Origin of the sequence: Streptomyces sp. NPDC046866, from assembly GCF_040704625.1 — a bacterium.
Taxonomy (GTDB): Bacteria; Actinomycetota; Actinomycetes; order Streptomycetales; family Streptomycetaceae; genus Streptomyces.
Genome location: NZ_JBEYXN010000005.1, coordinates 227,033 through 253,192, shown reverse-complemented (window position 1 = coordinate 253,192; position 26,160 = coordinate 227,033). Strand labels below are relative to the sequence as shown.

The window sequence follows — 26,160 nt, the reverse complement described above, 5'->3', positions numbered from 1 at the left end:
TCCTCACGCGCGCAGCAGGATCGCGGACGTCGGCACGCCCTCGCCCGCGGTCACCAGGCAGGTCGCGGCATCCGGCACCTGGGCGGTGGAGGTGCCCCGCAGCTGCTTGACGCCCTCGTTGATCAGGTTGAAGCCGTGCACGTAGGCCTCCGACAGGCCGCCGCCGCCGGTGTTGATCGGCAGCCGGCCGCCCGTCTCCAGCGCCCCGCCCTCGGTGAAGGCGCCGCCCTCGCCGCGCCCGCAGAAGCCGTAGCCCTCCAGGGAGAGCGGGATCAGCGGGGTGAAGGCGTCGTAGATCTGTGCGACGTCGACGTCCTCGGGCCCGAAGTCGGCCTGCTTCCACAGGTGCCGGGCGGCGGTCCAGGCCGGCCCGGACAGCGGGTCGTCGTTCCAGTAGTTGACCATGCCGTGGTGCTGGGCGGGCAGGCCCTGGGCGGCGGCGTGCACGTACACCGGCTGCTGCCGGCAGTCCCGGGCCCGCTCGGCGGAGACGATGACGCAGGCCAGCGCCCCGTCGGTCTCCAGGCAGTTGTCGAAGAGGCACAGCGGCTCGCTGATCATGCGGGAGGTCATGTACATCTCGCGGGTCAGCGGCCGCTCGTACATGATCGCGGCCGGGTTCTCGTTGGCCCGGTTGCGGCAGGCCATGGCCACGTTGAAGAGGTGCTCGCGGGTGGCTCCGTACTCGTGCATGTAGCGGCGGGCCAGCATCGCGATCTCGTCGGCGGGGCGCAGCAGGCCGAAGGGGCGGGTCCACTGGCCGGGGGTGGGCAGCTGCACCGTGGTGTTCTTCCACGGTCTGGGGCCGGAGCCGCGTTTGCGGGAGCGCCAGGCCACGCCGACGGCGGCCTGGCCGGTGGCGACGGCGGCGGCGAGGTGGCCGACGGTGGCGCAGGAGCCGCCGCCGCCGTAGCCGACCTTGGAGAAGAAGGTGACGTCGCCGGCGCCGATGGCCTTGGCGACCTCGACCTCGTCGGTCTCCTCCATGGTGTACGAGGCGAAGGCGTCGACCTCGGAGGGTGCGATGCCGGCGTCCGCGAGGGCGGCGAGGATCGCCCGGCAGGCCAGTTCCTTCTCGGACTGGGGCAGGTGCCGCGCGAAGGCGGTCTGCCCGATGCCGACTATCGCCGCGGCGTCCTTGAGTGTTGCCGCCATCGCCACCTCCGGGGGCTGCGCCAGTGCTGACAGCCGCGAAGGCTACAGCTAATCTGACGAACAGTCAGCTACTGGTTCGTGGGGAGGCGGACGATGGACGAGGACGCAGGGGCAGCAGCCGGCGCCGCACGCGAGACCACACCGCAGACGCAGGACGCGCGGGGCGATCTGCGCTGGGGCAGCATCGCCGGCCTGGTCCGCGACGCCGCCGCCCGGTACGCCGACCGGGAGGCGGTGGTCGAAGGCCGCACCCGGATCACCTACGCCGACCTCGGCGCCCGGGTCGAACGGGCCGCGGCCGCCGCGATCGCCGCCGGCGTCCAACCGGGCGACCGCGTCGCCGTCTGGGCGCCCAACACCCTCGACTGGATCGTCTGCGCCCTCGGCGCGGTCTCGGCAGGCGCCGTCCTGGTCCCGCTCAACACCCGCTTCAAGGGCACGGAGGCCGCAGACGTCCTGCACCGCAGCCGTGCCCGCCTGCTCTTCGTCACCGGCACCTTCCTCGGCACCTCCTACGTGGCCTCCCTGCGCCGCGCCGCGGGCAGGGCCCCGGCGGGGGAGGGGCCGGCGGCTACCGGCACCGCGGCCGGGACCGCGGCCGGCCGGGGGCCGCTGCCCGGGCTGCCGCACCTGGAGCAGGTCGTCGTCCTGTCCGACGACGCGCCCGCCGACTTCCGGACCTGGAAGGACTTCCTGGCCGGGGGCGACACCGTCCCCGCCGAAGCGGTGCGCCGCCGCCGCGAGGCCATCCGCCCCGAAGCCCCCTCCGACATCATCTACACCTCGGGCACCACCGGCAGCCCGAAGGGCGCCGTCATCACCCACGCCCAGTCCCTGCGCTGCTACGAGGTGTGGAGCGCCCTCGCCGGCCTGCGCGAGGGCGACCGCTACCTGATCGTGAACCCCTTCTTCCACACCTTCGGCTACAAGGCCGGCATCCTCGCCTGCCTCATGCGCGGGGCCACGATGGTCCCCCAGCCCGTCTTCAACGTGGACACCGCCCTCGCCAACATCGCCGCCGAGCGGATCTCCGTGCTCCCCGGCCCGCCCACCCTCCACCAGTCCCTCCTGGACCACCCCCAGCGCGACCACCACGACCTCTCGGCCTTGCGCCTGGTCGTCACCGGCGCCGCCGTCGTCCCGCTCCGGCTCGTCGAGCGGCTGCGCGGCGAACTGCGCATCGCCACCGTCCTCACCGCGTACGGGCTCTCCGAGGCCGGCGGCATCGTCACCATGTGCCGCCGCGGCGACCCGGACGACGTCATCGCCGCCACCTCCGGACGCGCCATCCCCGGCACCCGCATCCGCATCGCCGCCGCCGACGGCACCGCGCTGCCCGCCGGCGAGGCCGGCGAGGTGTGGGTCAGCGGCCACCACGTCATGCAGGGCTACTTCGAGGCGCCGGCCGAGACCGCCGAGGCCATCACCCCGGACGGCTGGCTGCGCACCGGCGACGTCGGCGTCCTCGACGCCGAAGGCAACCTGCGCATCACCGACCGGATCAAGGACATGTTCATCGTCGGCGGCTTCAACGCCTACCCCGCCGAGATCGAGCAGCTCCTCGGCCTGCACCCGGACATCGCCGACGTCGCCGTCGTCGGCATCCCGCACCCCCGCCTCGGCGAGGTCGGCAAGGCCTACGCGGTCCGGCGCCCCGGCTCCACCCTCACCGCGGACGACCTGATCGCCTGGTCGCGGCGCGAGATGGCCAACTACAAGGTGCCGCGCGCCGTGGAATTCGTCCCCGAACTCCCCCGCAACGCGAGCGGCAAGGTCCTCAAACGGGAGCTGCGCACCCGCTGACGGTCACGGCCGGGATGCCGGCCAGGCCGGCGTCCCCACCATGCACGACCTCGCCCTCGCCGGGTGAAACAGCAGGTGACCCTCTAGGCGTTCGGTGCGGCGATCGACATCGACAGGCCGTCGGTGAGCCATCGATGCGCCACGGTCATGTTCAGGACGCGCCCGGCCGTAGCGGTGCCGACCAGGGCCCAGTACCGCTCGAGTCGGGGGTCGAAGCCGGATGACCGTGACACCAGTCCGTGGAGGTGTGCGCGGAAGACGGGGGTGTCCGACTCCCGTCGGGCCCGCGCGTGGGCGGACACGAACGCGTCCACCGCGTCGCCGGCACCGGGCGGCAGACCTTGGGCCAGCGCGGCGGCCGTCAGCGCGGCGGCTTCGTCGATCTCCGCGTAGAAGGCCGGGCCATCCCTCATCTCTTCGTCGTGGTCCTGGGTCCAGCGGGTGAAACCCGGCGTGGAGATGAGCAGGTGCAGCTCGGCGTAGGCCAGGGCCGAGGCGGGGACGGGGTCCTGCGGTGGGGCGGGGGCCAGCATGGCGACCATGATGTCGAGTCGAGGCTTGGGCATGGCCTCGGACAGCTCGCGGTACCAGTGATCAGTGAGCGTACGGTGCGCCTGCGGGAGCCGCTGCACGCGGGAGAGTATCTCCAGGCGCCGAAGCCGTTCCTCGCCCGGGCAGTCGTCCAGTGCCTTGAGCGTGGCCTCGCGCCACCGCAGTTCGGTCAGTCGTTCCTGCACCGCTTCGAGCTCGGTTGCCACCAGTTCGCCGAGTGTGCGCTCCCCCGTGACCACCTGCGTGATCGTTGCGATCGGGGTGTCCAGCGCCCGCAGGCGTCTGATGAGCCCGATGCGCTCCCACGCCTCGGGGCCGTAGCGCCGATGACCGCCGGTGCTGCGAGCGGCCACCGGCAGCAGACCGCTGTCGGAGTAGTAGCGGAGCGTTTTGACGGGAAGGCCCGTTGCGGCCGCGAGTTCACCGATGCTCCACGTGTCTTGTGTCACAGCCCCTTGAACCTCCAGTGCGCGGGAGGTTCTAGCGTATTGATCACCGAAGGATCGGTCCTCGCCGTTCTCGCAGCTCAGATTTCGTGCCGGCCTGCCTGGGCCGGTGTGGCCGCGTGCCACGAAGGTCCCCTGACGTCCCGGTCCCGTCCCGTCCCGACCAAGAACGGTGGTACCCATGCCCCCGACCATGTCAGCACCGCGTCCGTACCGAAAGGCCGGACTCCGCGTGGCGCTCCTCCCCCTGCTGTGCGCGGTGGCGCTGATGGCGGCCACCGCCGCACCCGCGGCCGGCGCAGGCCCCGGGGCCCCTGACTTCCCGAGACAGGACCGTACGGTCGTACGCACGGAGCAGGGCCTGGTACGCGGCGTGTCGCACGGCTCGTACACCACCTTCGACGGCATTCCATACGCCGCGCCGCCGACCGGAGCGCTGCGCTGGCGTGCCCCCGTGCCCGCCGCTGCGTGGCAGGGTGTCCGGGACGCGACGAGGCCGGCTGAACGGTGTGTGCAGATGCCGCCGCCAGGTGCGAGCGGGGTCATCGGCTCGGAGGACTGCCTCTACCTCAACGTCACGGTGCCGGCGGCCGGGCCGGCTGCGAGGAAGCGGCCCGTGATGGTGTGGATGCACGGCGGTGCGTTCCTGGGCGGTTCCGGCAGTGACTACAGCGCCGAACGGCTCGCGGTCCAGGGTGACGCCGTCGTCGTCACAGTCAATTACCGGTTGGGGATCTTCGGCTACTTCGGCCACTCCGGGTTGGGCGCCGCCCCGCCGTTCGGCCTGGCGGACCAGCAGGCCGCCCTGCGCTGGGTGCGGGCGAACGCCGTGCGTTTCGGCGGCGATCCGCGCAGTGTCACGCTGTTCGGTGAGTCCGCGGGCGCCCTCAGCATCTGTGCCCACCTCACCTCGCCGACAGCCGCCGGACTCTTCGAGCGGGCCGTCCTCCAGAGCGGTTCCTGCCTCACGTCCTTCCCGCGCGGCGCGCTCGCCCCCGGAACACCGGCGTACGAGCCGTTTGCGTCCCAGGCCGATGTCCAGACGGCCGGTGCGGAGGCCGCCCGGCAACTGGGCTGCACGGCGGGCGGCGGGGACGAGGTTCTGGCGTGCCTGCGCGGGCAGAGCACGGATCGTCTCGCGACCGCGCAGCTGATGCAGTCCTTCAACCGGCCCGCCTTCGGCAACGGGCTGCTGCCCGTGGCACCCGCCCAGGCGTTGGCGTCGGGACGCTTCCACCGCCTGCCGGTCATCCTGGGCACCAACCACGACGAGATGCGGATGTTCGTCGGCCTGTCGCTCGCCGCAGTCCCGATCCGCACCGAGGACGACTACCGAGCCCGTCTGGCGGAGGCCTTCGGGGCCGCTGCCCCGGCCGTCGAGGCGCGGTATCCGGCAGCACACCATCCCTCACCCGCGCTGGCCTGGGCGACGGTGCTGACCGATCGGTCGTTCACCTGCACCACGCTGGCATCCGGCCGGGCCATCTCGGCGCACGCCCCCGGCCTCCCCCTCTACGGCTACGAGTTCAACGATCCGCACGCTCCCGTCCTCGCCGGCCTGCCGACGAACCCCGGCTTCCCCTACGGCGCGGCGCACGGCTTCGAGATGCCGTTCCTGTTCGCCCCGTTCCCCACCGAACGACCGCTGAACGAAGGCCAGCGCGCCCTGTCGGACCGGATGGTCGGCTACTGGACGAACTTCGCCCGCACCGGAAACCCGAACACCACCGACGCCCCGCTCTGGCCCGCCCTCCGCGCTTCGTCACCTCACGCGCCGTCGGTGCAGTCACTGTCTCCGGAACCGGGCGGGATCCACCCTGTCGACGCGTATGCCGCACACCAATGCTCGTTCTGGGACCGCCTGTCACGGTGAGCCGCCCGCGCGGCGGTCCGTCTCCACATCGATGCTGCTCTGCGCAATATCAATGGGGAGACATCACGAACGGCCCCGGCTACCGGCCGAACCAGCGTCCCAAGAACCCCGTCGACAAGTCACCGACCACCTGGCGATCCGGCTCGGCCACGTTCCACTCCCGAGGCAGGTCCTCGCCGCAGAAGACGCAGACGAAGTCCTCCTCCCGCACGATGTTGAGCTCCCGGCAGGAGCCACAGCGGCGGAAGACCACCTCATGCGTGAAGCCGGACGGGTGGGGATCCCGATCCGGCCCAGGGTCTCGGCCAGATACAGCCGCCCCCGCGTCGTCACGCTCGCCCACCCAGCCCCTCACACGGCCGGGGCGGCAGCGCCCTTGCGGGCCAGCACCAGCCGCCACCGCGGGCTGCCGTCCGGCCGCCGGCCGAACTGCTCCAGCGGGACGGTCTCCACCGTGAACCCGGCCGCCCGCAGGTCCTCCCGCACCCCGCCCAGCGGGAAGGTCCGGTAGTACATGACGAACGGCGGCCGCCACACCGCGTTCCGCACCCGCATCGCCGCGTCGAAGCCGGCCACCGCCCACCACAGCGGCGACGCCGGCGCGAGCGGCGCCCCGATCGGGAAGGCGAACACCCCGCCCGCGCGCAGAGCCCGGTGGACCCCGCGGAACAGGGCGGGCCGCTCGGCCGGCAGGAAGTGGCCGAACGCCCCGAAGCTGACCGCCAGGTCGTACGCGTCGTCCAACACGGCCGGCAGCGCCCGCGCATCGGCCCGTACGAAGTCCACCCGGCCGGCGGCGCCGTCGCCGCGGCCCGCGCCCCCGCCGTCCCCGTGCACCCGCTCGGCCTCGGCCAGCATCCCCGCGCTCAGGTCGACGCCGGTGACCCGCCCCCGGCACAGCCGGCGCAGCATGCCGATGGCCGCACCGGTGCCGCAGCACAGGTCCAGGCCGGAGCCGAAGGTGCCCCCGTACCGGGCGAGGGCCTCCTCCACGGCGTCGAGCATGCGGTCCGGGGTCCGGAACGGCGTGTGGTCGAACTTCGGCGCGAGCAGGTCGTAGCCCCGCTCGACCGAAGAGAGGGCCTGCACGGCGAGCTCGCGCAGGCTCGGACCCTTTGAGGTGAACACACCCCCAGCGTAGAGGCGCACACAGCGCGGCGGCCGCGGTGGCTCCCCCTCCGGGCCACCGCGGCCGCCGTTCCCTGCGTTGTGCTCCCCCGTGGATCTGTTCCCCCGTGCTCCCCCGTGGACGGTTGTCGCTCCCCCGTGTCCCCGTGGGCCGTGCTCCCCCGTACTCCCCCCAGGTCCCCCGTGTCCCCCGTGTCCCCCCGGAGGAGCTCCACCTGATTCCCCCGTGAATCCCCCGTGGTGGAGCTCCCGCGTGCGTCCCCCCGTATCCCCCGTGGGACGTCGTACGGACCTACGGCCTTACCGTCGTCCCGGCTTACGGTCTCCCGGACTTACGGACGCGGACCGGACGCGTGGTTGTCCAGCGACACGATCTCGTCGTCCGCGGTCGGCTGGTCGAGCGGCTTGATCTCGATGCCGGAGGCGTGGTTGTCCATCGGCGTGATGTCGGCGTTCCCCGCGTGGCTGTCGAGCGGCTTGATCTCGATGCCCGAAGCGTGGTTGTCGAGCGGGATGATGTCGGCGTCGGCCGGCAGGGTGTTCTCGTTCGTCGTCATCGGATCTCCTGATGGATGGGTCGGGCCCGTTCGGCGATTCCCCCGCGGACCGCCGAACGGGTGGTCCTCCAGCGGACTCCCGCGCCCCCCGACGCGGTGAGTCGATGCATCCATGGTGGCGTGCGGCGATAAACGAACGATGAATGCCTCGTTCAGCTCACCGTCCGCCCAGGTCAGCGGGTAACCCGGCCCCTCAGGCCGCGATTTCCGACGCCAGCAGCGCCTGCACCTCGGCCAGTTCCGCCGACCCCAGCTGCGCGAAGATCGACTCCGCGTCCCGCCAGCACACCCGCGCCCGGTCCCGCTGACCGAGCCGGCGCAGCGCCTTGCCCAGGACGGTCAGCACCGTGGCCCGCCGCCACTCCCCGCCGATGCCGCGCAGCGCGATGGCCTGCTCCGCGTGCGCGGCGGCCAGCGTGGGGCGGTGCGCCGCCAGGTGGGCCACCGCCAGCCGGAAGTGCGTGACACCCTCCCACAGCGGCTGGCGGTTGTCGTGGAAGAGCGACAGCGCCTCGGTCAGCTGCGCCTGCGCCTCGCCCAGCCGGCCCGCCTCGGTCAGGGCGATGCCGAGGGCGTAGCGGCCGTTGGCGAGCCGCAGCGTCAGGCCCATCCGGTCGTATATGGCGATGCCCTGCTCGGCGAGGTCGATCGCGCTGCCGAGCCGGCCCAGCTCCACGTGGATGCGGGAGAGGTTGCACAGGGCGCTGGCCTCGCCGATGTGGTTGCCGTCGGCGCGGAAGTTCTCGATGGCCTCCAGCAGGTAGCGCTCGCCGTCGGCGTGCCGGCCCTGGTAGAGGGCGATGATCCCGCGGTCGTTGGGCGCCCAGCAGCTCGGCAGCGGGTCGTCGGCCTCCCGGGCGAGGACCATGGCCTGCCGGGCCTCCTCGTCGGCGTCGGCGAAGCGGCCCGCGACCAGGTGGACGTTGGTCAGGGCCGTGCGGGCGCGGCCCTCGGCGCGGGCGTCCTTCGCGGCGTGCGCGGCGTCGCGCAGGGCCCCGGCCGCGGACTCGTACTGCTTGGAGTTGGCCCCGGACTCGGCGAGGTCCTTGGCCGCCCACAGCAGGTCCACGGAGCGGCGCAACACGTCGACCACGCTGTCCCGCCCGGCGGTGCGCACCGAGGACTGCCGTACGCAGGCCAGCAGCGGGTCGGCCTCCGCGTACAGCCAGTCCAGGGCGGAGCGCGGCTCGGTGAAGCGCAGGCCGGGGTAGCGGGTGGGGGCCAGGTGGGCGGGGAGGCGGTCGCCGGGCCGCTCGACCGCGTACACGGCGGAGGCGGTGGCGAGGTAGAAGTCCAGCAGCCGGTCCAGGGCGGCGTCCCGCTCGCTCGGCGGCTGCTCGTCGCGCTCGGCGCACGCACGCGCGTAGAGGCGTACGAGGTCGTGGAAGCGGTAGCGGCCCGGGGCTGCCGACTCGAGGAGCGAGCAGTCGACCAGGGCTTCCAGCAGGTCCTCGGTGTCGTGCTCGGGCCGGTTGAGTACGGCGGCCGCGGCGGCGAGCGAGATGTCGGGCCCGTCGGCGAGGCCGAGGAGGCGGAACGCGCGCTGCTGGGCGGGTTCGAGCTGGCCGTAGCCGAGCTCGAAGGTGGCCTTGACGGCGAGGTCGCCGGCCTGGAGCTCGTCGAGGCGGCGGCGCTCGTCGGCGAGCTTGGCGGCGAGGACGGAGACGGTCCAGGTGCGGCGGGCGGCGAGCCGGGAGGCGGCGATGCGGATCGCGAGCGGCAGGAACCCGCAGGCGCCGACGACGTCGAGGGCCGCCTGCCGCTCGGCGCCGACCCGCTCGGCGCCGACGATCCGGGTGAACAGCTGGAGGGCCTCCTCGGGGCTCATCACGTCCAGGTCGACGAGATGGGCCCCGGCGAGGCCCGCCATGCGGACCCGGCTCGTGACCAGGGCGGCGCAGCCCGCGGTGCCCGGCAGCAGGGGGCGGACCTGGGCGGCGTCGCGGGCGTTGTCGAGCAGGACCAGCACGCGCCGGCCGTCGAGGGTGGAGCGGTAGAGCGCGGCCCGCTCCTCGGCGGTGTCCGGGATCGCCGTGTCGGGGGTGCCCAGCGCCCGCAGGAAGGAGCCGAGGACGGCGACGGGCTCGGCGGGGCGGGGCTCGGTGCCCTGGAGGTCGACGTAGAGCTGGCCGTCGGGGAAGTGCGGCCGGGCGGCGTGCGCGACGTGCACGGCGAGGGTGGTCTTGCCGACGCCGCCGATCCCGGCGAGCGCGGAGACGGCCATGACCTGGCCGTCCGCGGTGGAGAGGATGTCGCCGAGCTCGGAGACGAAGGTGGCCCGGCCGGTGAAGTCCGGCACGGTGGCCGGCAGCTGCGCGGGCCGCAGCAGGACGGGCGCGGCGGCCCGCGCGGGGGCCTCGGCGCAGGCCAGGTCGGCGTCGGCGCGCAGGATGCGCTGCTGCAGCGCGGACAGCTGGGGCCGCGGGTCGACGCCGAGCTCGTCGGCGAGGAGGCGGCGGGTGTCGGCGTACACGGCGAGGGCCTCGGCCTGTCGGCCGCTGCGGTACAGGGCGAGCATGAGCAGCTCGCGCAGCCGCTCGCGCAGCGGATGGGCGGCCGTCAGGGCGGTCAGCTCGGAGACGGCCTCGGCGTGGTGGCCGACCTCCAGGTCCAGGTCCAGGCGGGTCTCGAGGAGCTGCAGGCGCCACTCCGCGAGCCGGGAGCGCTCGGTCTCGGCGGCCGGCCCCGGGACCCCGGCGAGCGGCTCGCCGTCCCACAGGTCCAGGGCGCGGGCGAGCAGCGTACGGGCGAGGGCCCGGTCGCCGGCGGCGCGGGCCTGCTCGGCGTCGGCGGCCAGGGTGCGGGCGACGCCGAGGTCGAGGGTGCCGGTGGGGGTGTGGATGGCGTAGCCGCCGGACTCGGTGACGAGCGTGCCCGGCGCGAGGACCTTGCGCAGGCGGGAGGCGTACGTCCGGATGGTGGCCAGGGCCTGCTGCGGCGGGTCCTCGCCCCAGATGGCGTCGATCAGCTCGGCCGCGGTGGCGGTGCGGCCGTCGCGCAGCAGCAGCGCGGCGAGCAGGGCGCGCTGCTGGGGGGTGCCGGAGGGCAGGGTCTCGCTGCCGCGCCAGGCGCGGATGGGGCCGAGGACGGCGAAGCGGGAGGCGGCGGGGTCGGACGGGGCGGGTGCGGGTGTGGGTGCGGCTGGGGGTGTGGCTGGGGAGCCGGTGGGTGCGGGTGCGGGTGCCGGTGCCGGTGCGGTGGCTTCGGTGGCGGGCATGGCCGCCCCGGCCGGCTCGGGCGCGGGGGAGTGCGCCGCCGGGGCGGGCACGGCCTTCGGCCCCGGGGCGGCCGTGGCGGCCCCGGGGTGGTTCCGCTGGTGCGGGATGGCCGGTATGCCGTCCATCTGTCGTCCCCCCTGCCTTCCGTCGGTGTAAGGGCCAGTCTGCCCTGTCTTGCTCGTACCCGTCAGCCCGTGTCCAACCGATCACTCTCCAAGTAGCTGACGGTACGTCAGATGGACGCTACCGTGGGGTCCATGGAGACCTTCCCGAAGATCATCTCGGTGGACGACCACACGGTTGAGCCCCCCCATGTCTGGCGGGACCGGCTCCCGTCCCGCTACCGCGACACCGGCCCCCGCATCGTCCGCGCCCCCCTCAAGGAAATGACCTTCCTCGGCGGCAAGTTCGCCCCGGTCATGGGTGCCAAGGGCGACGACGGCCCGATCGGCGACTGGTGGGTGTACGAGGACCTCCACCGCCCCCTCACCCGCCTCGACACCGCCGTCGGCTACGACCGCGACGAGATCCGGCTCGAGGTCATCACGTACGAGCAGATGCGCCCGGGCTCCTTCTCCGTGCCCGACCGCCTCGCCGACATGGACGTCAACCACGTGCAGTCCGCGCTCTGCTTCCCCACCTTCCCCCGCTTCTGCGGCCAGACCTTCACCGAGGCCAAGGACCGCGAGCTCGGCCTGCTCGGCGTCCGCGCCTACAACGACTGGATGGTCGAGGAATGGTGCGGCCCCGAGGCCCGCGGCCGGCTCATCCCGCTGACCCTCGTCCCCCTGTGGGACGCCGGACTCGCCGCCGCCGAGGTCCGCCGCAACGCCGCGCGCGGCGTGCGCGCCGTCGCCTTCTCCGAGATACCCCCGCACCTCGGGCTGCCCTCCATCCACACCGACGCCTGGGACCCCTTCCTCGACGCCTGCAACGAGACCGGCACCGTGATCGCCATGCACATCGGCTCGTCCTCGCGCATGCCGTCGACCTCGGCCGACGCCCCGCCCGCCGTCGGCTCCACCATCACCTTCGCCAACTGCTGCTTTTCGATGGTCGATTGGCTGATGAGCGGCAAGTTCGAACGCTTCCCGAACCTGCGGATCATGTACGCCGAGGGCCAGATCGGCTGGATCCCGTACATCCTGGAGCGCGCCAACGTGGTCTGGGAGGAGAACCGCGGCTGGGGCGGCGTCGCCGACAAGGTGCTGCGCCCGCCCGCCGAGCTCTTCGCCGAGCACGTCTTCGGCTGCTTCTTCGACGACGCCTTCGGGCTGCGCAACCTCGACGCCATCGGCGTCGGCAACGTCCTCTACGAGACGGACTACCCCCACTCCGACTCCACCTGGCCGAAATCCCGCGAGGTCGGCGAGAGCCAGATGGGCCACCTCGCGCCGGACGTGGTCGAGCGCATCGTGCGCGGCAACGCCATCGACCTGCTGGGACTGACCCCGGAAGGCCTCTGGGCGGGGGCGTAGCGGGGCGGCGGCGCTGCCGGTGCTGCGGCCGGTGCCGCTCTGGTGCCGCTCTGGTGCTGCGGCCGGTGCCGCGCCGGTGCCGCGCCCGGTGCGGCCCCGGTGCCGCGGCCGACCGGGAGCGGGCGGGGCGACCGCATCTGTCCTGCCCGCCCCTTGCGGCGAACGGAACACCAAGGCATGCTTCGCCAGAGCAAAGCTGAAGGGGCGGCAGTGGTGGACAAGCGGACCTTGGTGACCGGCGTGTTGTGCGCCGCGGCGGCGCTCGGCGCGTCCGCTGCCATGACCTACGTGGTGCCGGACGCCGGCAGCCAGCCGGACACCCGGGTCAAGGCGGCGGCCCCCGTGAAGCCCACAGCCAGCCCGACTTCACGCCCGCAATCGGCGAAGCAGCCCCAGCTGACCACCTCCGGCACCCCGAAGCCGGGCACCTCCGCGGCCTTCACCGGAGCCCTGTTCCAGGGCAGCGTGCAGGGCGACCACTTCTGCACCGCCACCGTCGTGCGCAGCCCGGGCAAGAACCTGATCGTCACCGCCGGGCACTGCCTGCTCGCCGGCAAGGCCGGCGACGGCGGCGCCGTCTTCGCACCCGCGTACGCGAACGGGCAAGCCCCGTACGGCTCCTGGAAGATAGAAGAGGTCTTCGAGGACCCCCGCTGGGCCGACGACACCGACGACGACTACGACCTCGCCTTCGCCCGCCTCGCCCCCGACGACAAGGGCCGCAACATCGAGGACCTGACCGGCGGAGCCCCCCTCGACACCACGGGCCGCACCGGCGAGGAGATCACCGTCACCGGATACCCCGCGGACCGCAAGGTCCCCCGCACCTGCACCGCCCAGGCCGTTCGCGAAACCCCGACCGAGCAGCGCTTCGACTGCGAGGACTTCCCCGGCGGCACCAGCGGCAGCGCCTGGCTCGCCCGCGACGGCCGCATCATCGGCGTCCTGACGGGCGGCGACACCGACGACGTCTCCACGAGCACCATCCTCGGCGACTACGCGGCGGCCCTGTACGCCAAGGCCACGGCGGCCGGCCGCCGCTGAGGGAGCGGGGGCCGGGCGCGACCCGGGCCGCCGCCTACCCCACCAGCCCGAGGTGGACGGGCTGCTGCCCCCGCCCCAGCAGCTCCGCCAGCCGCGGCGGCCACGACGGCTCCCCCAGCGCGGCCAGCGCCTGCGGCGACAGCCACCGCCAGTGCGCATCGGGCGACTCCGGCACGGGATCGCGCCGCGGTCCGGTGGTCACGTAGATGTGCTCGTGCTGGCGCACCGGGACGCCCTCGTGCGTGAAGTCGTGCTCCCAGGTGCACAGCAGCCGCTGCGGCGCGAGATCGGTCCAGCCGGTCTCCTCCCGCAACTCCCGCAGCACGCACTCCTCGGGAGTCTCCCCGGACTCGATCCCCCCGCCGGGCGGCAGCCAGTGGATCCCGACCTCCACGTTGTTCTCCCGGAACAGGAAGACGTCCCCGCCGGGGGAGAGAACAACGATCCGCGCAGCCTGCCTGGGAATCCTCATCATCCCAGCGTACGACGAACCCCGCTGCTGGTCACGGCAGTTGCGGCGCCGAAAAGCGACCCGGGCGGCTGCGGTCAGGCGGAGGCACGGTGCAGTCGGAGCCCGGCTGCCCGACACGGGCCAGCGGGTCGGCAGCCGCGGGGGCCGGGTCGCGGTGGATCGGGGTCGGGGAGTGTCCGGGGGCGTCCCGGCCGCCCATTGTCCTTCCGGTGCGGGCCGGCCTCTCAAGGGCGCTCCTTCGTCGCGTCGCTTCGCGATGGCCTTCGGCCACCCTTGACAGACCGGCCCACCCCGGAATGCCAAAGAGCTGCCGGGAAGCCCCCGAAGGATGGCCAGGGGGTCATGTCCAGCCTCTGCCCTCGTCAGAGACCTCCCTCTCCCGTCCCCGGTGCAGAATCCCTCCTGCGAATGATGATGACCACCGGGGGCGGGGAGCGCCCCCCATCGCTACGCGCTCCTCTTTTCTCGGCGTCCGACGGCCGTCTGTGGCTGGTAGCGCACCAGATCGCTACGTGGCGCGGCACGTCCCGGCGTCCGGCTGCCGTCTGGGGCCGGTGGGCGCAGCCGTATGATCCTCGGCCCCGGTCCAGCCCCGGTCCGGCCCCGGTCCGGCCCCGGTCCGGCCCCGGTCCGGCCCCGGTCCGGCCCCGGTCCACCGTGATGCTGCCTCTTCGAGGCAGCGCCCCTACTTCCCCGTTTCCTCGACCAGCAGCCTTGCCGCCACCGCGGCGCCGTCCGTTCGGAACGCTGCAGAGACCGTGGCGGCGCGGGCGCGGGTTTCCGGGGCCAGGGCCGTCCGCAGTGCGGCCGAGAGGGACTCGGCGGTCGGGGTCGGGCCGTCGTGGGCCGCGCCGATGCCCAGGTAGGCCACGCGGCCCGCGAAGTAGGGCTGGTCGGCGCCCTGGGGCACCACCACCTGGGGAGCGCCGGACCAGGTGGCCGTCGTGGTCGTGCCCGCGCCGCCGTGGTGGATGACGGCGGCCGAGCGGCGGAACAGCGCCTGGTGGTTGACCTCGCCGACGACGAAGCAGTCGTCCTGGTCGTCGATCAGCGCGAGGTCGGCCCAGCCGCGGGAGACGACCACGCGGCGGCCCTGCGCGCGGATCGCTTCGACGGCCACCCGGGCGACGTCCTGCGGGTCCCGCATCGGGATGCTTCCGTACCCCACGTAGACGGGCGGCTCGCCGGCGTCCAGGAACTCCACCAGCTCGGCCGGGAGCGGGCGTTCGTCCGGCAGGACCCATGCGCCGGTCTGCAGGACGTCCAGGTCGGACGGCTGCTGCCACGGGGCGAGGACCGGGTCGGCGGCGAGCCAGGGCCGGTCGGTGAAGACGCGGTCGCGGATGTCGTCCAGCGGTGCGAGGCCGATCGACTCGCGGTAGCTGTTGATCGGCTCGCCGAACACCGCCTGCACGTCCTCGGCGTCCCGCTCCCACAGCGCCTGGTTGTCGGTGACCTCCGGCGGAAGCGGCCGGCCCGGGCGCGGGATCGGCGGGTGGTGCGGCGACGGCAGGCTGACCGGCTGGTAGCTCGCGTACACATACGGAATGCCGAGCTGCTCGGCGGCCGCCTGCACGCCGGCCACGGCGGGTACGAGGCCGGTCGCCACGAGCACGTCGAAGCCCTCGGCCACCGCCGTGACGTTCTGGTGGAAGGCGGCGACGAGCTCGGCGGCGCGCTTGGGCACGCCCCCCGCCGTCGGCGGGACCTTGCCGGTCACCAGGTCGCGCACCGACGTGCCGGTCGGCACCATCTGTACGCCGACCACGGCCAGCCGCTTCTCGAACTCCTCGTCCGGCGGCGCGCACACCAGCACCTGCGCGCCGAGTTCCTGCAGCCGTACGGCGAGCCCCACCAGCGGCTCGACGCCACCGCGCGAGTCATAGGCGGACAACAAAACGCGCATGAAGTGCTCCCGGTGCCGCAGTTTCTGATCGTGATGATCGAGATTCTGCGGGACGGCCCGGGTCTTGCCGCAAGCCCCCCGGTGCGCTATACGTTGAGAGTGGCGGAAGTGGCAACTTCCTTGCACGACGGCCGGATTGAGCCGTTCGTTACCGCCCCCTAGTGCCAGAACTGCGCCAGCGCCGCCTCCTTGTACGGGGCCGGGCTCACGCTCAACTCGCCTGCGAACGGGCGGTCCAGGACCATCACCAGCAGCAGGCTGAAGCCGATCAGCGCCGCCACCGCCGAGACGAACAGCAGTTGCATCCTCAGGCTGCGCAGCCCGAACAGGAACGTGAGCGGGAGGATGACCAGCGCGCCCCCGTACACGAGCACCTGCAGCAGCATCGGCAGGGAGGTGCTGGCCATGTCGATGCGGGCCCGGCGCTGGGCGGCGACGTCGTTGAGGCGGCCCGCGGCCTCGTCGTAGAAGGTCTCGCTGCGGTGACCGGCGGGCTCGTACGCCTGGAGCGCCTTGTACAGGCCGTGCGTCTGCTCGGCGGTGGCGTCGTAGCTGGGGCGGCCCTCGCGCATCAGCGGCCACTGGACCTCGACGACCGAGTGGACGTAGTCGCCGACGGCGCGTTCCACGCGGGCGCGGTCGGCGGGTGGGAAGGCCTCGGCGCTGCGGACGATCAGGGCGAGGTCGGTGGCCTCCGTGGCGACCGTGCTCTGGGTGTTCTCGAGCTGGGTCCAGAGGGTGACCACGACGAACGCGAGGATGATGCCGTAGATCGCGCCGAACATGCCGAGGGCGACGCCGACCATCTCGTTGTGCTCGCCGCCCGCCAGGTGCGGGAAGCGGCGGCGGGCGGCCAGGCTGCCGCCCGCGGCGAGGCCGACGAAGCCGCCCACCAGGAGGACGCCGAGGGTCAGGGTGGAGAAGGTGTTGAGCAACCAGAGGATCATGCGCTGATCAACGACCGACTCCGGCCGAGGGCCCGGTGGAGGGACCGGTCCCGTCCCGGGCCGGGCCCCGGTCCCTCAGCGGACGCCGGGCGCCTGCGGCACGCCCTGGAGGGCCGTGCCCGTGCCGGCGAGCGAGGAGTCGGCGGACTTGGCGGCGGATCCGGCCGCGCCCGCGGTCACGCCCAGGGCCGTGCGGGTGTCCTGCACGGCGTGGCCCGGGTGGTCGACGATGTCGCCGACGCGCTGGGCGAGCGGGGCGATGGACTGGGCGCCCTGGCCGCCGAGGTCGGCGTTGGCACGGGCGTCGGCGTGGGCGGCGCCGGCGGCGAGGGCGAGGGCGCCGGAGGACAGGGCGAGGGCGGCGAGGCTGCGCTTCATGGCGTTGGCGTTCATGCCCTGGTGAACGACCTGCCGGGGGCCGGGGTCACCCCCCGGGTCGGCGTGTCGCGCCCGCCGCCCTCCGTTCGGCCCCGGTTCCGCTCAGTCCTCGACCACCAGTGCCGGCGTCGACTTCGTCAGGACCTCGCCGCGGAAGAAGGCCGGGCTGCGGCGTTCCGTGACGGCCATGACGACCAGGCCGAGGGCCAGCAGGCCCACGCCGATGACGAAGACGCTGCCGACGCCGAGAACGGTGGAGCCGGAGCCGTACGAGGGGTCCCACATGTCGATCAGGGTCTTGAGGAAGACCCCGGCGAGCAGCAGACCGCCCAGGACAGGGAGGACGCCCTTGAGGAACAGGTCGCGGACGCTGCGGCGCAGCTCGCCGCGGAAGTACCAGGCGCAGGCGAAGGCGGTCAGCGAGTAGTAGAAGCAGATCATCAGGCCGAGCGCGAAGATCGTGTCGGTGAGGACGTTCTCGCTGACCAGGGTCATGACGGTGTAGAAGGCGCCGGTGGCGACGCCGGCCGTGACGGTGGCGCGACCGGGGGTCTTGAAGCGCGGGTGGACCTTGGCGTAGGAGGCGGGCAGGGCCTCGTACGTGGACATGGCGAGGACGGTGCGGGCGACCGGGATGAACGTGGTCTGCAGGGAGGCGGCCGCGGAGGCGAGGACGGCGACGAAGAGCAGGATGCCGAGGACGGGGCCCATGACGGGGCCGGCGAGGGCGGCGAAGACGTTGCCGGAGGTCTCCGGGTTGCCGAGGCCGAGGCCCTTGTCGCCGGAGCCGACGGCCATCTGGGCGGCGATGCCGGTGGCCAGGTAGGAGCCGACGAGGACGACCATGGCGATGAGGGAGGCGCGGCCGGGGGTCTTCGCGGAGCCGATGGTCTCCTCGTTCGCGGTGAGGCAGGTGTCCCAGCCCCAGTACATGAAGATCGACAGGGACAGGCCGGCGGTGAAGGCGCCCATGGACGGGACGGCGAAGGGGTTCATCCACTGCCAGGAGAAGTCCGCGCCGGTGTCGAAGACGCCGGCCGCGCCGGCGCCGCCGGACGCCTTGTGGAAGGCCATGGCGACGAAGACGGCGAGGACGGCGAGCTGGAGGCCGACCAGGGTGTACTGCACGCCCTTGGTGGCGGTCATGCCGCGGTAGCTGATGGCGGTGGCGGCGGCGATCAGCGTGAGGCAGGTGGCGATGTGGACGAGCTTGGCGTCGTCCAGGGCGGCGACGGAGGCGTTGCCGGTGATCTCGCCGGCCAGCAGCCAGAAGTAGGAGGTGGCGACGCCCGCCAGGTTGGACAGCACGATGATCGTGGCGATGACCAGGCCCCAGCCGCACATCCAGCCGATGCGGGGGCCGAAGGCCTTCACGGTCCAGGTGAAGGAGGTGCCGCAGTCCGGCACGGCCTTGTTGAGCTCGCGGTAGGCGAAGGCCACGAGCAGCATCGGCAGGAAGCCGGCCAGGAAGACGGCGGGCATCTGGACGCCGACCTCGCCGGCGGTGGAGCCGAGGGTCGAGGTGAGGCAGTAGACGGGGGCGACGGTGGAGATGCCGATGACGGCGCTGCCCACGAGGCCGACGGAGCCCTTGCCGAGGCCCTTGCCGCGTACGTCGGCGGTGCCGCCTGCCGTGTCCTCGGCCGGGGGCCGTACGTCCAGCTGTGTCATGTCAAAGGACGTTAGAGGGTGCGATTTCCACATCCGGAGGGTTTGGATCCGGACCTTGGCTTGCGAAATCGCCTTTGAATAATGAGGCAACAGCTGCTTAATGGTTCGCAATGCCAGGTTACATCGCCGCAATGCCGCCGGTTCGCAGGGCGCGGACATGGCGTTCCGTTATGCGGAAACCGCAGCCATGTCCGTTTCGCCCTGTTCAAAAGTTTCCCGTGTGACTTTCAGCCCGGCCAGACGATCGACTGCACCTCGCTGTACGCGTGCAGCGCGTACGAGCCCACGTCGCGGCCGACCCCCGAGCGCTTGAAGCCGCCGAACGGCGCCTCCATGTTCCGGCCGACCGTGTTCACGCCGACCCCGCCCGCCCGCAGCCGGCGCGCCACCCGGAAGGCGCGCGCCGCGTCCCCGGACCACACGTAGCTCAGCAAGCCGTAGTCGCTGTCGTTGGCCAGCGCGACGGCCTCGTCCTCCCCGCCGTCGAACGGCACGACCACCACCACCGGCCCGAAGATCTCCTCCCGCACCACCCGCATCCCGCTCGTACAGTCCGCCAGCAGCGTCGGCGCCACGTAGAAGCCGCGCCCCCGGCCGGGACCCTCGCCGACCACCGGGCGCTCCCCGCCGTACACCAGGCGCGCCCCCTCCTTCCGCCCGAGCTCGACGTACGACTCCACCCGGTCCCGGTGCGCCGCCGAGATCACCGGGCCGACCACCGTGCCCCGCTCCGCCGGGTCGCCCACCTCCATGTGCGCCAGGTAGCCGGCCAGCTTCTCCAGCAGCTGCCCGTACACCGACCGGTGGACGATCACCCGGGTCGGGGCGGTGCAGATCTGCCCGCTGTAGAAGGAGAAGGTGGTGCCGATGCCGGCGACCGCCGCGTCCAGGTCGGCGTCGTCCAGCACGATCGCCGCGCCCTTGCCGCCGAGCTCCATCAGCTGCCGCTTCATCGTCCGGCCGCAGACCTCGGCGATGCGCTGCCCGACCGCCGTCGACCCGGTGAAGGACACCATGTCCACGTGCGGGGAGGCCACCGCGGCCTCGCCGACCTCCACCGACTGCCCGCCCACCACGTTGACCACGCCCCGCGGGACCCCCGCCTCCGCCAGCGCCTGCGCCATCCGGAACACCGACAGCGGGTCCTGCGGGGCCGGCTTGACCACCACCGTGTTGCCCATGGCCAGCGCCGGGGCCACCTTGCCCGCCGGGTTGGCCCACGGGTTGTTGTACGAGGTGATGCAGGTGACCACGCCGACCGGCTGGCGCACCTCCAGCGCACCCAGGATGCTCGCCCGGCCCATCGGCCCGGCCTCCGTGACCTGCGGCGGCAGTCCCCGCTCCACCGGTTCCAGGGCGCCCTTGGCGTACCGCCGGAACCGGGCCACCCCGACGCCGACCTGCATGCCGCGGGCGGTCGCCGTCGTCGCCCCGGTCTCGGCGCGCGCCAGCTCCGACCACGGCTCGTACTGCCGCTGGATGATGTCCGCGGCGCGGTCCAGGATCGCCGCCCGCTCCTCCGGCCGCGTGCGCGCCCACCCCTCGAAGGCCTCCGCGGCCGCGGCGGCCGCCTCCAGGACCTGGGCGGGGGAGGCCTCGGGGGCCAGACCGACCACCGACTCGTCCGCCGGGTTGACCACCTCGTAGTGGCCGCCGGCCGGCTCCACCCAGTCGCCGCCGATGAAGAGGCGCTGCGGCCCCGCTGCCGCTCCCGTTCCCGTCGTCATCGGGTGCTCACCGTCCGGGTGTCGCGGCCCGAGCGCAGCACGGTGCCCGGGACCGCGCCCGTCACCCGGTCGTCGCGGACCGTCTCCACCCCGTTGACCCGCACCGAAACGATCCCCACGGCCCGCGCGTCCAGCCGCGGGCTGTTGCCCGGCAGGTCGTGCACGAGCGTCGCCGGCCCGGCGTCGATCCGCTCCGGGTCGAACAGCACCAGGTCCGCGTGCCAGCCCTCGGCGATCCGGCCGCGCTCGCGCAGCCCGAACAGCTGCGCCGGGTCGTCGGTGAGCATCCGTACCGCCTGCTCCAGCGGCAGCAGCTTGCGGCCGCGCAGGCAGTCCCCGAGGAAGCGGGTCGTGTACGGGGCCCCGCACATCCGGTCCAGGTGCGCGCCGGCGTCGGAGCCGCCCAACATGACGTCCTCGTGCTGCCAGGTCTCGGCGCGCAGGGCCCAGCTGGCCGGGTCGTTGTCGGTGGGCATGGGCCACAGGACGGTGCGCAGCCCGTCGTTGGCGCATATCTCCACGAGGCACTGGAACGGGTCCTGGTCCCGCTCGGCGGCGATGTCCCGGACCACGCGGCCGCTGAGGCCCTCGTTGTCCTTGCTGTAGGTGTCGCCGATGACGTAGCGCCCGAAGTCGGCCAGGCGGCGGAAGACCCCGGCCTCCTTGCTGTCGGCGCGGCGCAGCATCTCCGCCCGGACGGCGGGGTCGCGCAGCTTCGCGATCCGCTCCGGCACGGGCAGGGCGAGGACCTCGCCCCAGCCGGGGATCAGGTTCAGGGCGCAGAAGCTGCCGAGGGACATGTTCATGGGGGTGAGGATCGGCATCGTCAGCGCGACGATGCGGCCGCCGGCCTTGCGGGCGCGCTCGCTCGGGAGGAGCTGGCGCGGGACGCGTTCGGGGACGGCGGCGTCGATGGTGAGGACGTTCCAGTTGAGGGGGCGGCCGGCGGCGGCGGACATCTCCACGAAGAGGTCGATCTCGGCGTCGGAGAACTGGTCGAGGCAGCCGGCGACGATCGCCTCCAGCTGGGTGCCCTCGTGCTCGCCGACCGCCGCGGCGAGTGCCAGCAGCTCGGCGGGGCCGGCGTGGCGGGAGGCGACGGGGGCGCCGTCGCCGTCGGAGTGGGTGGAGGACTGGGTGGTGGACAGGCCCCAGGCTCCCGCGGCCATGGCCTCGTGGAGCAGGTCGGTCATCTGGCGCAGCTGGTCGGGAGTGGGCCGGCCGCCGACCGCGTCCTCGCCCATCACGTAGCGGCGCAGGGCGCAGTGGCCCACCATGAAGCCGGCGTTGACGGCGATCCGGCCCTCCAGGGCGTCGAGGTACTCGCCGAAGGAGGACCAGGACCAGTCCACGCCCTCCTCGAGGGCGGCCAGCGCCATGCCCTCGACCTTGCTCATCATGCGGCGGGTGTAGTCGGCGTCCTGGGGGCGGGCCGGGTTGAGGGGGGCCAGGGTGAACCCGCAGTTGCCGCCGGCGACGGTGGTCACGCCGTGGTTCATGGAGGGCGTGGCGTACGGGTCCCAGAAGAGCTGGGCGTCGTAGTGGGTGTGCGGGTCGACGAAGCCGGGGCAGAGGACGAGGCCGGTGGCGTCCTCGGTGGTCCGGGCCTCTTCGGTGACGGTGCCGGGGGCGGCGATGACGGCGATGCGGCCGTCGCGCAGGCCGACGTCTGCGGGGCGGGCGGGGGCGCCGGTGCCGTCGACGACGGTCGCGCCCCTGATCAGGTGGTCGAGCATGGCGGTGGCGTCCCTTCGCTTGATGTCCTGTCCCGGCCGCGTGTCCTGCCCCGGCGGCTGATGTCCGGGCCCGGTAGCCGATGTCCGGGCCCGGTGGCCGATGTCCCGCCCCGGCGGCCGCCCGCCGTCGGGTCCGGGTCCGGGGGCCGGGGCCCGCCCGACGCGGGCGGCCCCCTCGGGGCCGGGGGCCCGTTACCCCGCCGGGCGAGGTCAGACCGACTGGCGGAAGCGGGTCGTGCGGTGGACCGGGTCGGTGTCGATCCTCGGGATCACGTGCTCCCCGATCAGCTTGATCGTCGTCATGGTGTCCTCGTACGAGACACCCGTCGGCAGGCCGAACGACAGCTGGTCGGCGCCCGCCTGCTCCCACCGCTTGCACTGGGCCAGGACCTCGGAAGGGTCGCCGCAGATCAGCAGCTCCTCCGCGATCAGCAGCTCGATGATCTCCGCGTTGTACTCCGGCAGGATCTCCGGCCACTGCGGAATCGCCTCGGGCCGCGGGAACGTGTCGTGGTAGCGGAAGACCAGCGACTGGAACCGGTTCATGTGGGCGTTGACGGCGATCTCGACCGCCTTGTCGTGCGTCTCGGCGCATATCGCGGTCGAGGTGACCATGACGTTGTCGTTGACGAAGGCCCCGACCGCCTTCGCCTCCTGGATCGCCGTCTTGTACTGCTCCAGCACCCACTCCATGTCGGAGACCTTCTGCACGCTGAAGCCGAGGACGCCGAGCCCCTTCTTCGCCGCCATCGCGTACGAGGACGGCGACCCGGCGGCGTACCACATGGCCGGGTGGCCCTTGCCGTACGGCTTGGGGAAGATCTTGCGCGGCGGCAGCGACCAGTGCTTGCCCTGGAACCCCTCGTACTCCTCCTGGAGGAACATCTTGGGGAACTCCGCGATGGTCTCCTCCCAGATCTCCTTCGTGTGGTTCATGTCCGTGACGCCGGGCAGGAAGCCGAGGATCTCGTGGCTGCCGGCGCCGCGCCCGGTGCCGAACTCGAACCGGCCCTTGGAGAGGTGGTCGAGCATGGCGACCTTCTCGGCCACCTTCACCGGGTGGTTGACCGGCGCGAGCGGGTTGAAGATGCCCGAGCCGAGGTGGATCCGCTCGGTGGCGTGGGCGAGGTAGGCGAGGAAGACCTCGTTGGCCGACAGGTGGGAGTACTCCTCCAGGAAGTGGTGCTCGGAGGCCCAGGCGTACTTGAAGCCGGACTTGTCGGCCTGGATGACGTATTCGGTCTCCTCGATCAGCGCCTTGTGCTCTGCCTCGGGGTCGACCTTGGACCGCGCCTGGGGGACGTATCCCTGCACGAAGAGCCCGAATTCCAAGGGGGTTCACCGTCCTTTGGTTTCTGACGTCTCGTCAGATTCGATGGGATCGACTGTTCCATCGGGGAGGGCGGAGCGTCAATAGCTGACGCCCCATCAGGAAGGGTTCGGGCTGAGCCCCCTCACAGCACGCTCACACCCGCCATCCAGCCCCCGTCCACCACGAACGGCTGCCCGGTGATGTACGAGGAGTCCTCACTGCTCAGGAACAGCGCCAGCCGCGCGATCTCCTCCGGCCGCCCCGCCCGCCCTATCGGCACGACCCGCCGGTACAGCTCCGCCATCGCGTCCCGCGCCTCGTCGCTCAGGTTCGCCGGGTCCAGCAGCCCCGGATTGGCCATCGGGGTGTCCACCGCGCCCGGGCACATCGCGTTCACCCGGATGTTCCGGCCCGCCAGCTCCAGCGCCGCCACCCGCGTCAGGCCGACGATCGCCGCCTTCGTGGCCGCGTACGCACCCACGTACGCCATGCCCGTCAGGCCCGTGTACGAGGACGTGTTGACGATCGTGCCGCCGCCCGCCGCCGCGATCTCGGGCGCCACCGTCTTGATGCCGAGGAACGCGCCGACCTGGTTGACCTGCACCACCTCCTGGAACTCCGCCAGCGGCGTCGCGGTCAGCTCGTTGAAGCGCAGGATCCCCGCGTTGTTGACCAGCCCGTCGATCGGGCCGAAGGCCTCCTTGGCGGCCGCCGTCGCCGCCGCCCAGTCCTCCTCCCGGCTCACGTCCAGGCGCACGTAGCGCGCCCGGTCCTCGCCTATCTCCTTCGCCACGGCGGCGCCCTGCTCGTCCAGCACGTCGCCGAGGAGCACCCTGGCCCCCTCGGCGGCGAACAGGCGGGCCTCCTGCTCGCCCTGCCCGCGCGCCGCACCGGTGATGATCACGACACGCCCGTCCAACTTGCCCATGTGCCCGCTCCTGCTGCTCGTCTTGGTTTGGCTTGGCTTGGCTTGGCTTGGCTTGGCTTGGCTTGGCTTGGCTCGGGTCGGGTCGGCTCGGGTCGGGTCGTCTTTTCTCGTCTCGACCCTTCTCCTCTTCAGTCGTGGAGGAGGGGGGCCACCTCGGCTCCGAACGCGGTGATCTGGTCGGTCAGCTCGGCGCGGTCGCGGCTGCGGAAGCGGACCTGGATCTGGTCGACGCCGAGCGCCCGGTACGCGCGCAGCGACTCGGCCAGCACCTCCGGCTTGCCGGCCAGGGTCCGGCGGCCGGTGTCCCAGCCGGGCTCGCCGACGTACAGCGCCTCGGTGATCGCGCCGAACTCGAACGGGCCGGTGACCCCCGCCGCCTCGCGCAGCTCCCTGATCCGGGCGATCTGCGCGGGCAGCCGGTCACGCGGGTCGCCCTGCGGGAGCCAGCCGTCACCCCGGACGGCGGCGCGGCGCACCGCCGCGGGGGACGAACCGCCGACCCAGACGGGGATGCGGGCCTGCGCGGGGCGGGGCCGCTGGCCGAGGTCGCTGAACGAGAACCGCTCCCCCTCGAACACCGGGTACTCCTCAGGGCCGAGGGCGGCGCGCAGCGCGTCCACGGCCTCGTCGAGGAGCGCCCCGCGCCCGGCGAAGTCGACTCCGAGGACCTCGAACTCCTCCGCGACGTGTCCCGCCCCGACGCCCAGGATCAGTCGGCCGCCGGAAAGGTGGTCGACGGTGGCGTACTGCTTGGCGGACAGCAGCGGGTGGCGCAGCCCCAGGATCGCGACGTGGCTCAGCAGCCGCACCCGCTCGGTGATCCCGGCCAGGAAGGCCAGTGTGCCCACGGGGTCGTACCAGGTGGTGCCCATGGGGCCGGCGAGGCGTCGCGGGATGGCGACGTGGTCGCAGGTGGCGATGTACCCGAATCCCGCCCGGTCGGCGGCCCGCGCCACCTCGGCCAGGTCGGCGGCGCCGGCCGAAGCCTCCCAGGGCTCGGCGTAGAGGGTGCTCTGCGACTGGATCGGGAGCTGCATCCCGTAGGCCAGCCGGCCCTCGGGAAACGTGCGCGTTGCCGGTATGCCTGCCATGGAACCCCGCCTCGCCTTCGTCGCGCCTGCCGCGTCCCTCGCGTCCGTCGTGCCGGGGCCATGGTGGTAGCTGACGGTTCGTCAGACAAGAGGGGGGTGGGGAGAGGGCGCAGGGAATCCGGAGAGGAAGGCAGCCTGAAGCGGCGGAGGGCGGGGAGGCGGGAGCGGCGGGGGCGGGGTCGACGCGAGCGGCAGGGGACGGTGTCGGCGGGAGTCGGGGGGCCGGGTCACGGTCGACCGGCGTCGGAGGGTGTCCGGGGGCGTCCCGGCCGCCCATTGTCCTTTCGGTTCGCGCCGGCCTATCAAGGGCGCTCCCTGCGGTCGCGTCGCTTCGCGATGGCCTTCGGCCACCCTTGACAGGCCGACACGACCCGAAATGCCAAAGAGCTGCCGGGAAGCCCCCGAAGGATGGCCAGGGGGTCATGTCCAGCCTTCTCCCTCGTCAGAGACCTCCCTCTCCCGCCCCCGGTGCAGAATCCTTCCTTCCCGGATTCCCATCCCTCCCCGGCACCGGGCATGCGGGAAGCTGATCCCCAGACCCGCCAAAGCGGCCATCTGGGGAGCCGAGGGGCTCCAACCCGCACCAGACGTCAATGACAGGACCATCGGGAGCGGGCAGCGCCCTCAGATCGCTACGCGCTCCTCATTTCTCGGCGTCCGACGGCCGTCTGTGGCTGGTAGCGCAACAGATCGCTACGCGCTTCTCTTTTCTCGGCGTCCGACGGCCGTCTGTGGCTG

19 protein-coding genes and 1 pseudogene are annotated in these 26,160 nt (G+C 72.9%); 4 read left to right on the top strand and 16 right to left on the bottom strand.

Features of this window, described 5'->3' with window-relative positions:
* Positions 1-3 precede the first annotated feature (3 nt).
* The gene (locus AB0953_RS11250) at positions 4-1,155 is read right to left on the bottom strand and encodes a lipid-transfer protein (protein ID WP_366859139.1); all 1,152 of its coding nucleotides are present in this window, start codon (positions 1,153-1,155) and stop codon (positions 4-6) included.
* Between the two features lie 93 nt (positions 1,156-1,248).
* Here AB0953_RS11250 and AB0953_RS11245 point away from each other — a divergent pair, with 93 nt between their 5' ends.
* On the top strand, positions 1,249-2,958 hold the full coding sequence (locus AB0953_RS11245; protein ID WP_366859138.1) for a fatty acid--CoA ligase family protein: 1,710 nt from the start codon (positions 1,249-1,251) through the stop codon (positions 2,956-2,958).
* Positions 2,959-3,041: 83 nt separating this feature from the next.
* Here the strand turns inward: AB0953_RS11245 and AB0953_RS11240 are convergent, their stop codons facing one another.
* Positions 3,042-3,959, bottom strand: coding sequence for a MerR family transcriptional regulator (locus AB0953_RS11240; protein ID WP_366859137.1), 918 nt, complete (start codon positions 3,957-3,959; stop codon positions 3,042-3,044).
* A gap of 229 nt (positions 3,960-4,188) precedes the next feature.
* On the opposite strand from AB0953_RS11240, the gene AB0953_RS11235 reads away from it, so the two are divergent.
* Entirely contained in the window at positions 4,189-5,829 is a 1,641-nt protein-coding gene (locus tag AB0953_RS11235) for a carboxylesterase family protein (RefSeq protein ID WP_366859136.1), read from the top strand.
* A 79-nt stretch (positions 5,830-5,908) separates the two neighbouring features.
* Here the strand turns inward: AB0953_RS11235 and AB0953_RS11230 are convergent.
* The 4 genes and pseudogenes from AB0953_RS11230 to AB0953_RS11215 all read right to left on the bottom strand — a co-directional run.
* Positions 5,909-6,106 (bottom strand): annotated as a pseudogene (locus AB0953_RS11230) (hypothetical protein); the annotation flags it as partial.
* A gap of 74 nt (positions 6,107-6,180) precedes the next feature.
* Positions 6,181-6,957, bottom strand: coding sequence for a class I SAM-dependent methyltransferase (locus tag AB0953_RS11225; RefSeq protein ID WP_366859135.1), 777 nt, complete (start codon positions 6,955-6,957; stop codon positions 6,181-6,183).
* 332 nt (positions 6,958-7,289) lie between these two features.
* Positions 7,290-7,514: a hypothetical protein gene (locus AB0953_RS11220; RefSeq protein WP_366859134.1), complete on the bottom strand. Its 225-nt coding sequence runs from the start codon at positions 7,512-7,514 to the stop codon at positions 7,290-7,292.
* Positions 7,515-7,707: 193 nt separating this feature from the next.
* The gene (locus AB0953_RS11215; RefSeq protein ID WP_366859133.1) at positions 7,708-10,857 is read right to left on the bottom strand and encodes a BTAD domain-containing putative transcriptional regulator; all 3,150 of its coding nucleotides are present in this window, start codon (positions 10,855-10,857) and stop codon (positions 7,708-7,710) included.
* Positions 10,858-10,989: 132 nt separating this feature from the next.
* Here AB0953_RS11215 and AB0953_RS11210 point away from each other — a divergent pair, with 132 nt between their 5' ends.
* Both AB0953_RS11210 and AB0953_RS11205 read left to right on the top strand, forming a co-directional pair.
* On the top strand, positions 10,990-12,210 hold the full coding sequence (locus AB0953_RS11210; protein WP_366859220.1) for an amidohydrolase family protein: 1,221 nt from the start codon (positions 10,990-10,992) through the stop codon (positions 12,208-12,210).
* Positions 12,211-12,423: 213 nt separating this feature from the next.
* Entirely contained in the window at positions 12,424-13,254 is an 831-nt protein-coding gene (locus tag AB0953_RS11205) for a trypsin-like serine protease (RefSeq protein WP_366859131.1), read from the top strand.
* Positions 13,255-13,288: 34 nt separating this feature from the next.
* On the opposite strand, the gene AB0953_RS11200 is transcribed toward AB0953_RS11205, so the two are convergent.
* The 10 genes from AB0953_RS11200 to AB0953_RS11155 all read right to left on the bottom strand — a co-directional run bounded on the left by AB0953_RS11200 (position 13,289) and on the right by AB0953_RS11155 (position 25,422).
* Positions 13,289-13,726, bottom strand: a complete 438-nt coding sequence (locus tag AB0953_RS11200; RefSeq protein WP_366859130.1) for an NUDIX domain-containing protein — start codon at positions 13,724-13,726, stop codon at positions 13,289-13,291.
* A gap of 685 nt (positions 13,727-14,411) precedes the next feature.
* Positions 14,412-15,632, bottom strand: coding sequence for a glycosyltransferase (locus tag AB0953_RS11195; protein WP_366859129.1), 1,221 nt, complete (start codon positions 15,630-15,632; stop codon positions 14,412-14,414).
* 158 nt (positions 15,633-15,790) lie between these two features.
* Entirely contained in the window at positions 15,791-16,579 is a 789-nt protein-coding gene (locus AB0953_RS11190; RefSeq protein ID WP_366859128.1) for a DUF4239 domain-containing protein, read from the bottom strand.
* Positions 16,580-16,654: 75 nt separating this feature from the next.
* Positions 16,655-16,972, bottom strand: coding sequence for a hypothetical protein (locus AB0953_RS11185; protein WP_366859127.1), 318 nt, complete (start codon positions 16,970-16,972; stop codon positions 16,655-16,657).
* An 87-nt stretch (positions 16,973-17,059) separates the two neighbouring features.
* Positions 17,060-18,628 (bottom strand): APC family permease, encoded by a 1,569-nt coding sequence (locus tag AB0953_RS11180; RefSeq protein WP_366859126.1) that lies wholly within the window; start codon positions 18,626-18,628, stop codon positions 17,060-17,062.
* A 227-nt stretch (positions 18,629-18,855) separates the two neighbouring features.
* The gene (locus tag AB0953_RS11175) at positions 18,856-20,355 is read right to left on the bottom strand and encodes an aldehyde dehydrogenase family protein (RefSeq protein ID WP_366859125.1); all 1,500 of its coding nucleotides are present in this window, start codon (positions 20,353-20,355) and stop codon (positions 18,856-18,858) included.
* Entirely contained in the window at positions 20,352-22,091 is a 1,740-nt protein-coding gene (locus tag AB0953_RS11170; RefSeq protein WP_366859124.1) for a D-aminoacylase, read from the bottom strand. Before AB0953_RS11170 ends, AB0953_RS11175 begins: the two co-directional genes overlap by 4 nt.
* 210 nt (positions 22,092-22,301) lie before the next feature.
* On the bottom strand, positions 22,302-23,423 hold the full coding sequence (locus tag AB0953_RS11165) for an LLM class flavin-dependent oxidoreductase (protein WP_366859123.1): 1,122 nt from the start codon (positions 23,421-23,423) through the stop codon (positions 22,302-22,304).
* 122 nt (positions 23,424-23,545) lie between these two features.
* Positions 23,546-24,331, bottom strand: coding sequence for an SDR family NAD(P)-dependent oxidoreductase (locus AB0953_RS11160; RefSeq protein WP_366859121.1), 786 nt, complete (start codon positions 24,329-24,331; stop codon positions 23,546-23,548).
* A 128-nt stretch (positions 24,332-24,459) separates the two neighbouring features.
* Positions 24,460-25,422: an LLM class F420-dependent oxidoreductase gene (locus AB0953_RS11155; RefSeq protein WP_366859119.1), complete on the bottom strand. Its 963-nt coding sequence runs from the start codon at positions 25,420-25,422 to the stop codon at positions 24,460-24,462.
* Positions 25,423-26,160: the final 738 nt, after the last annotated feature.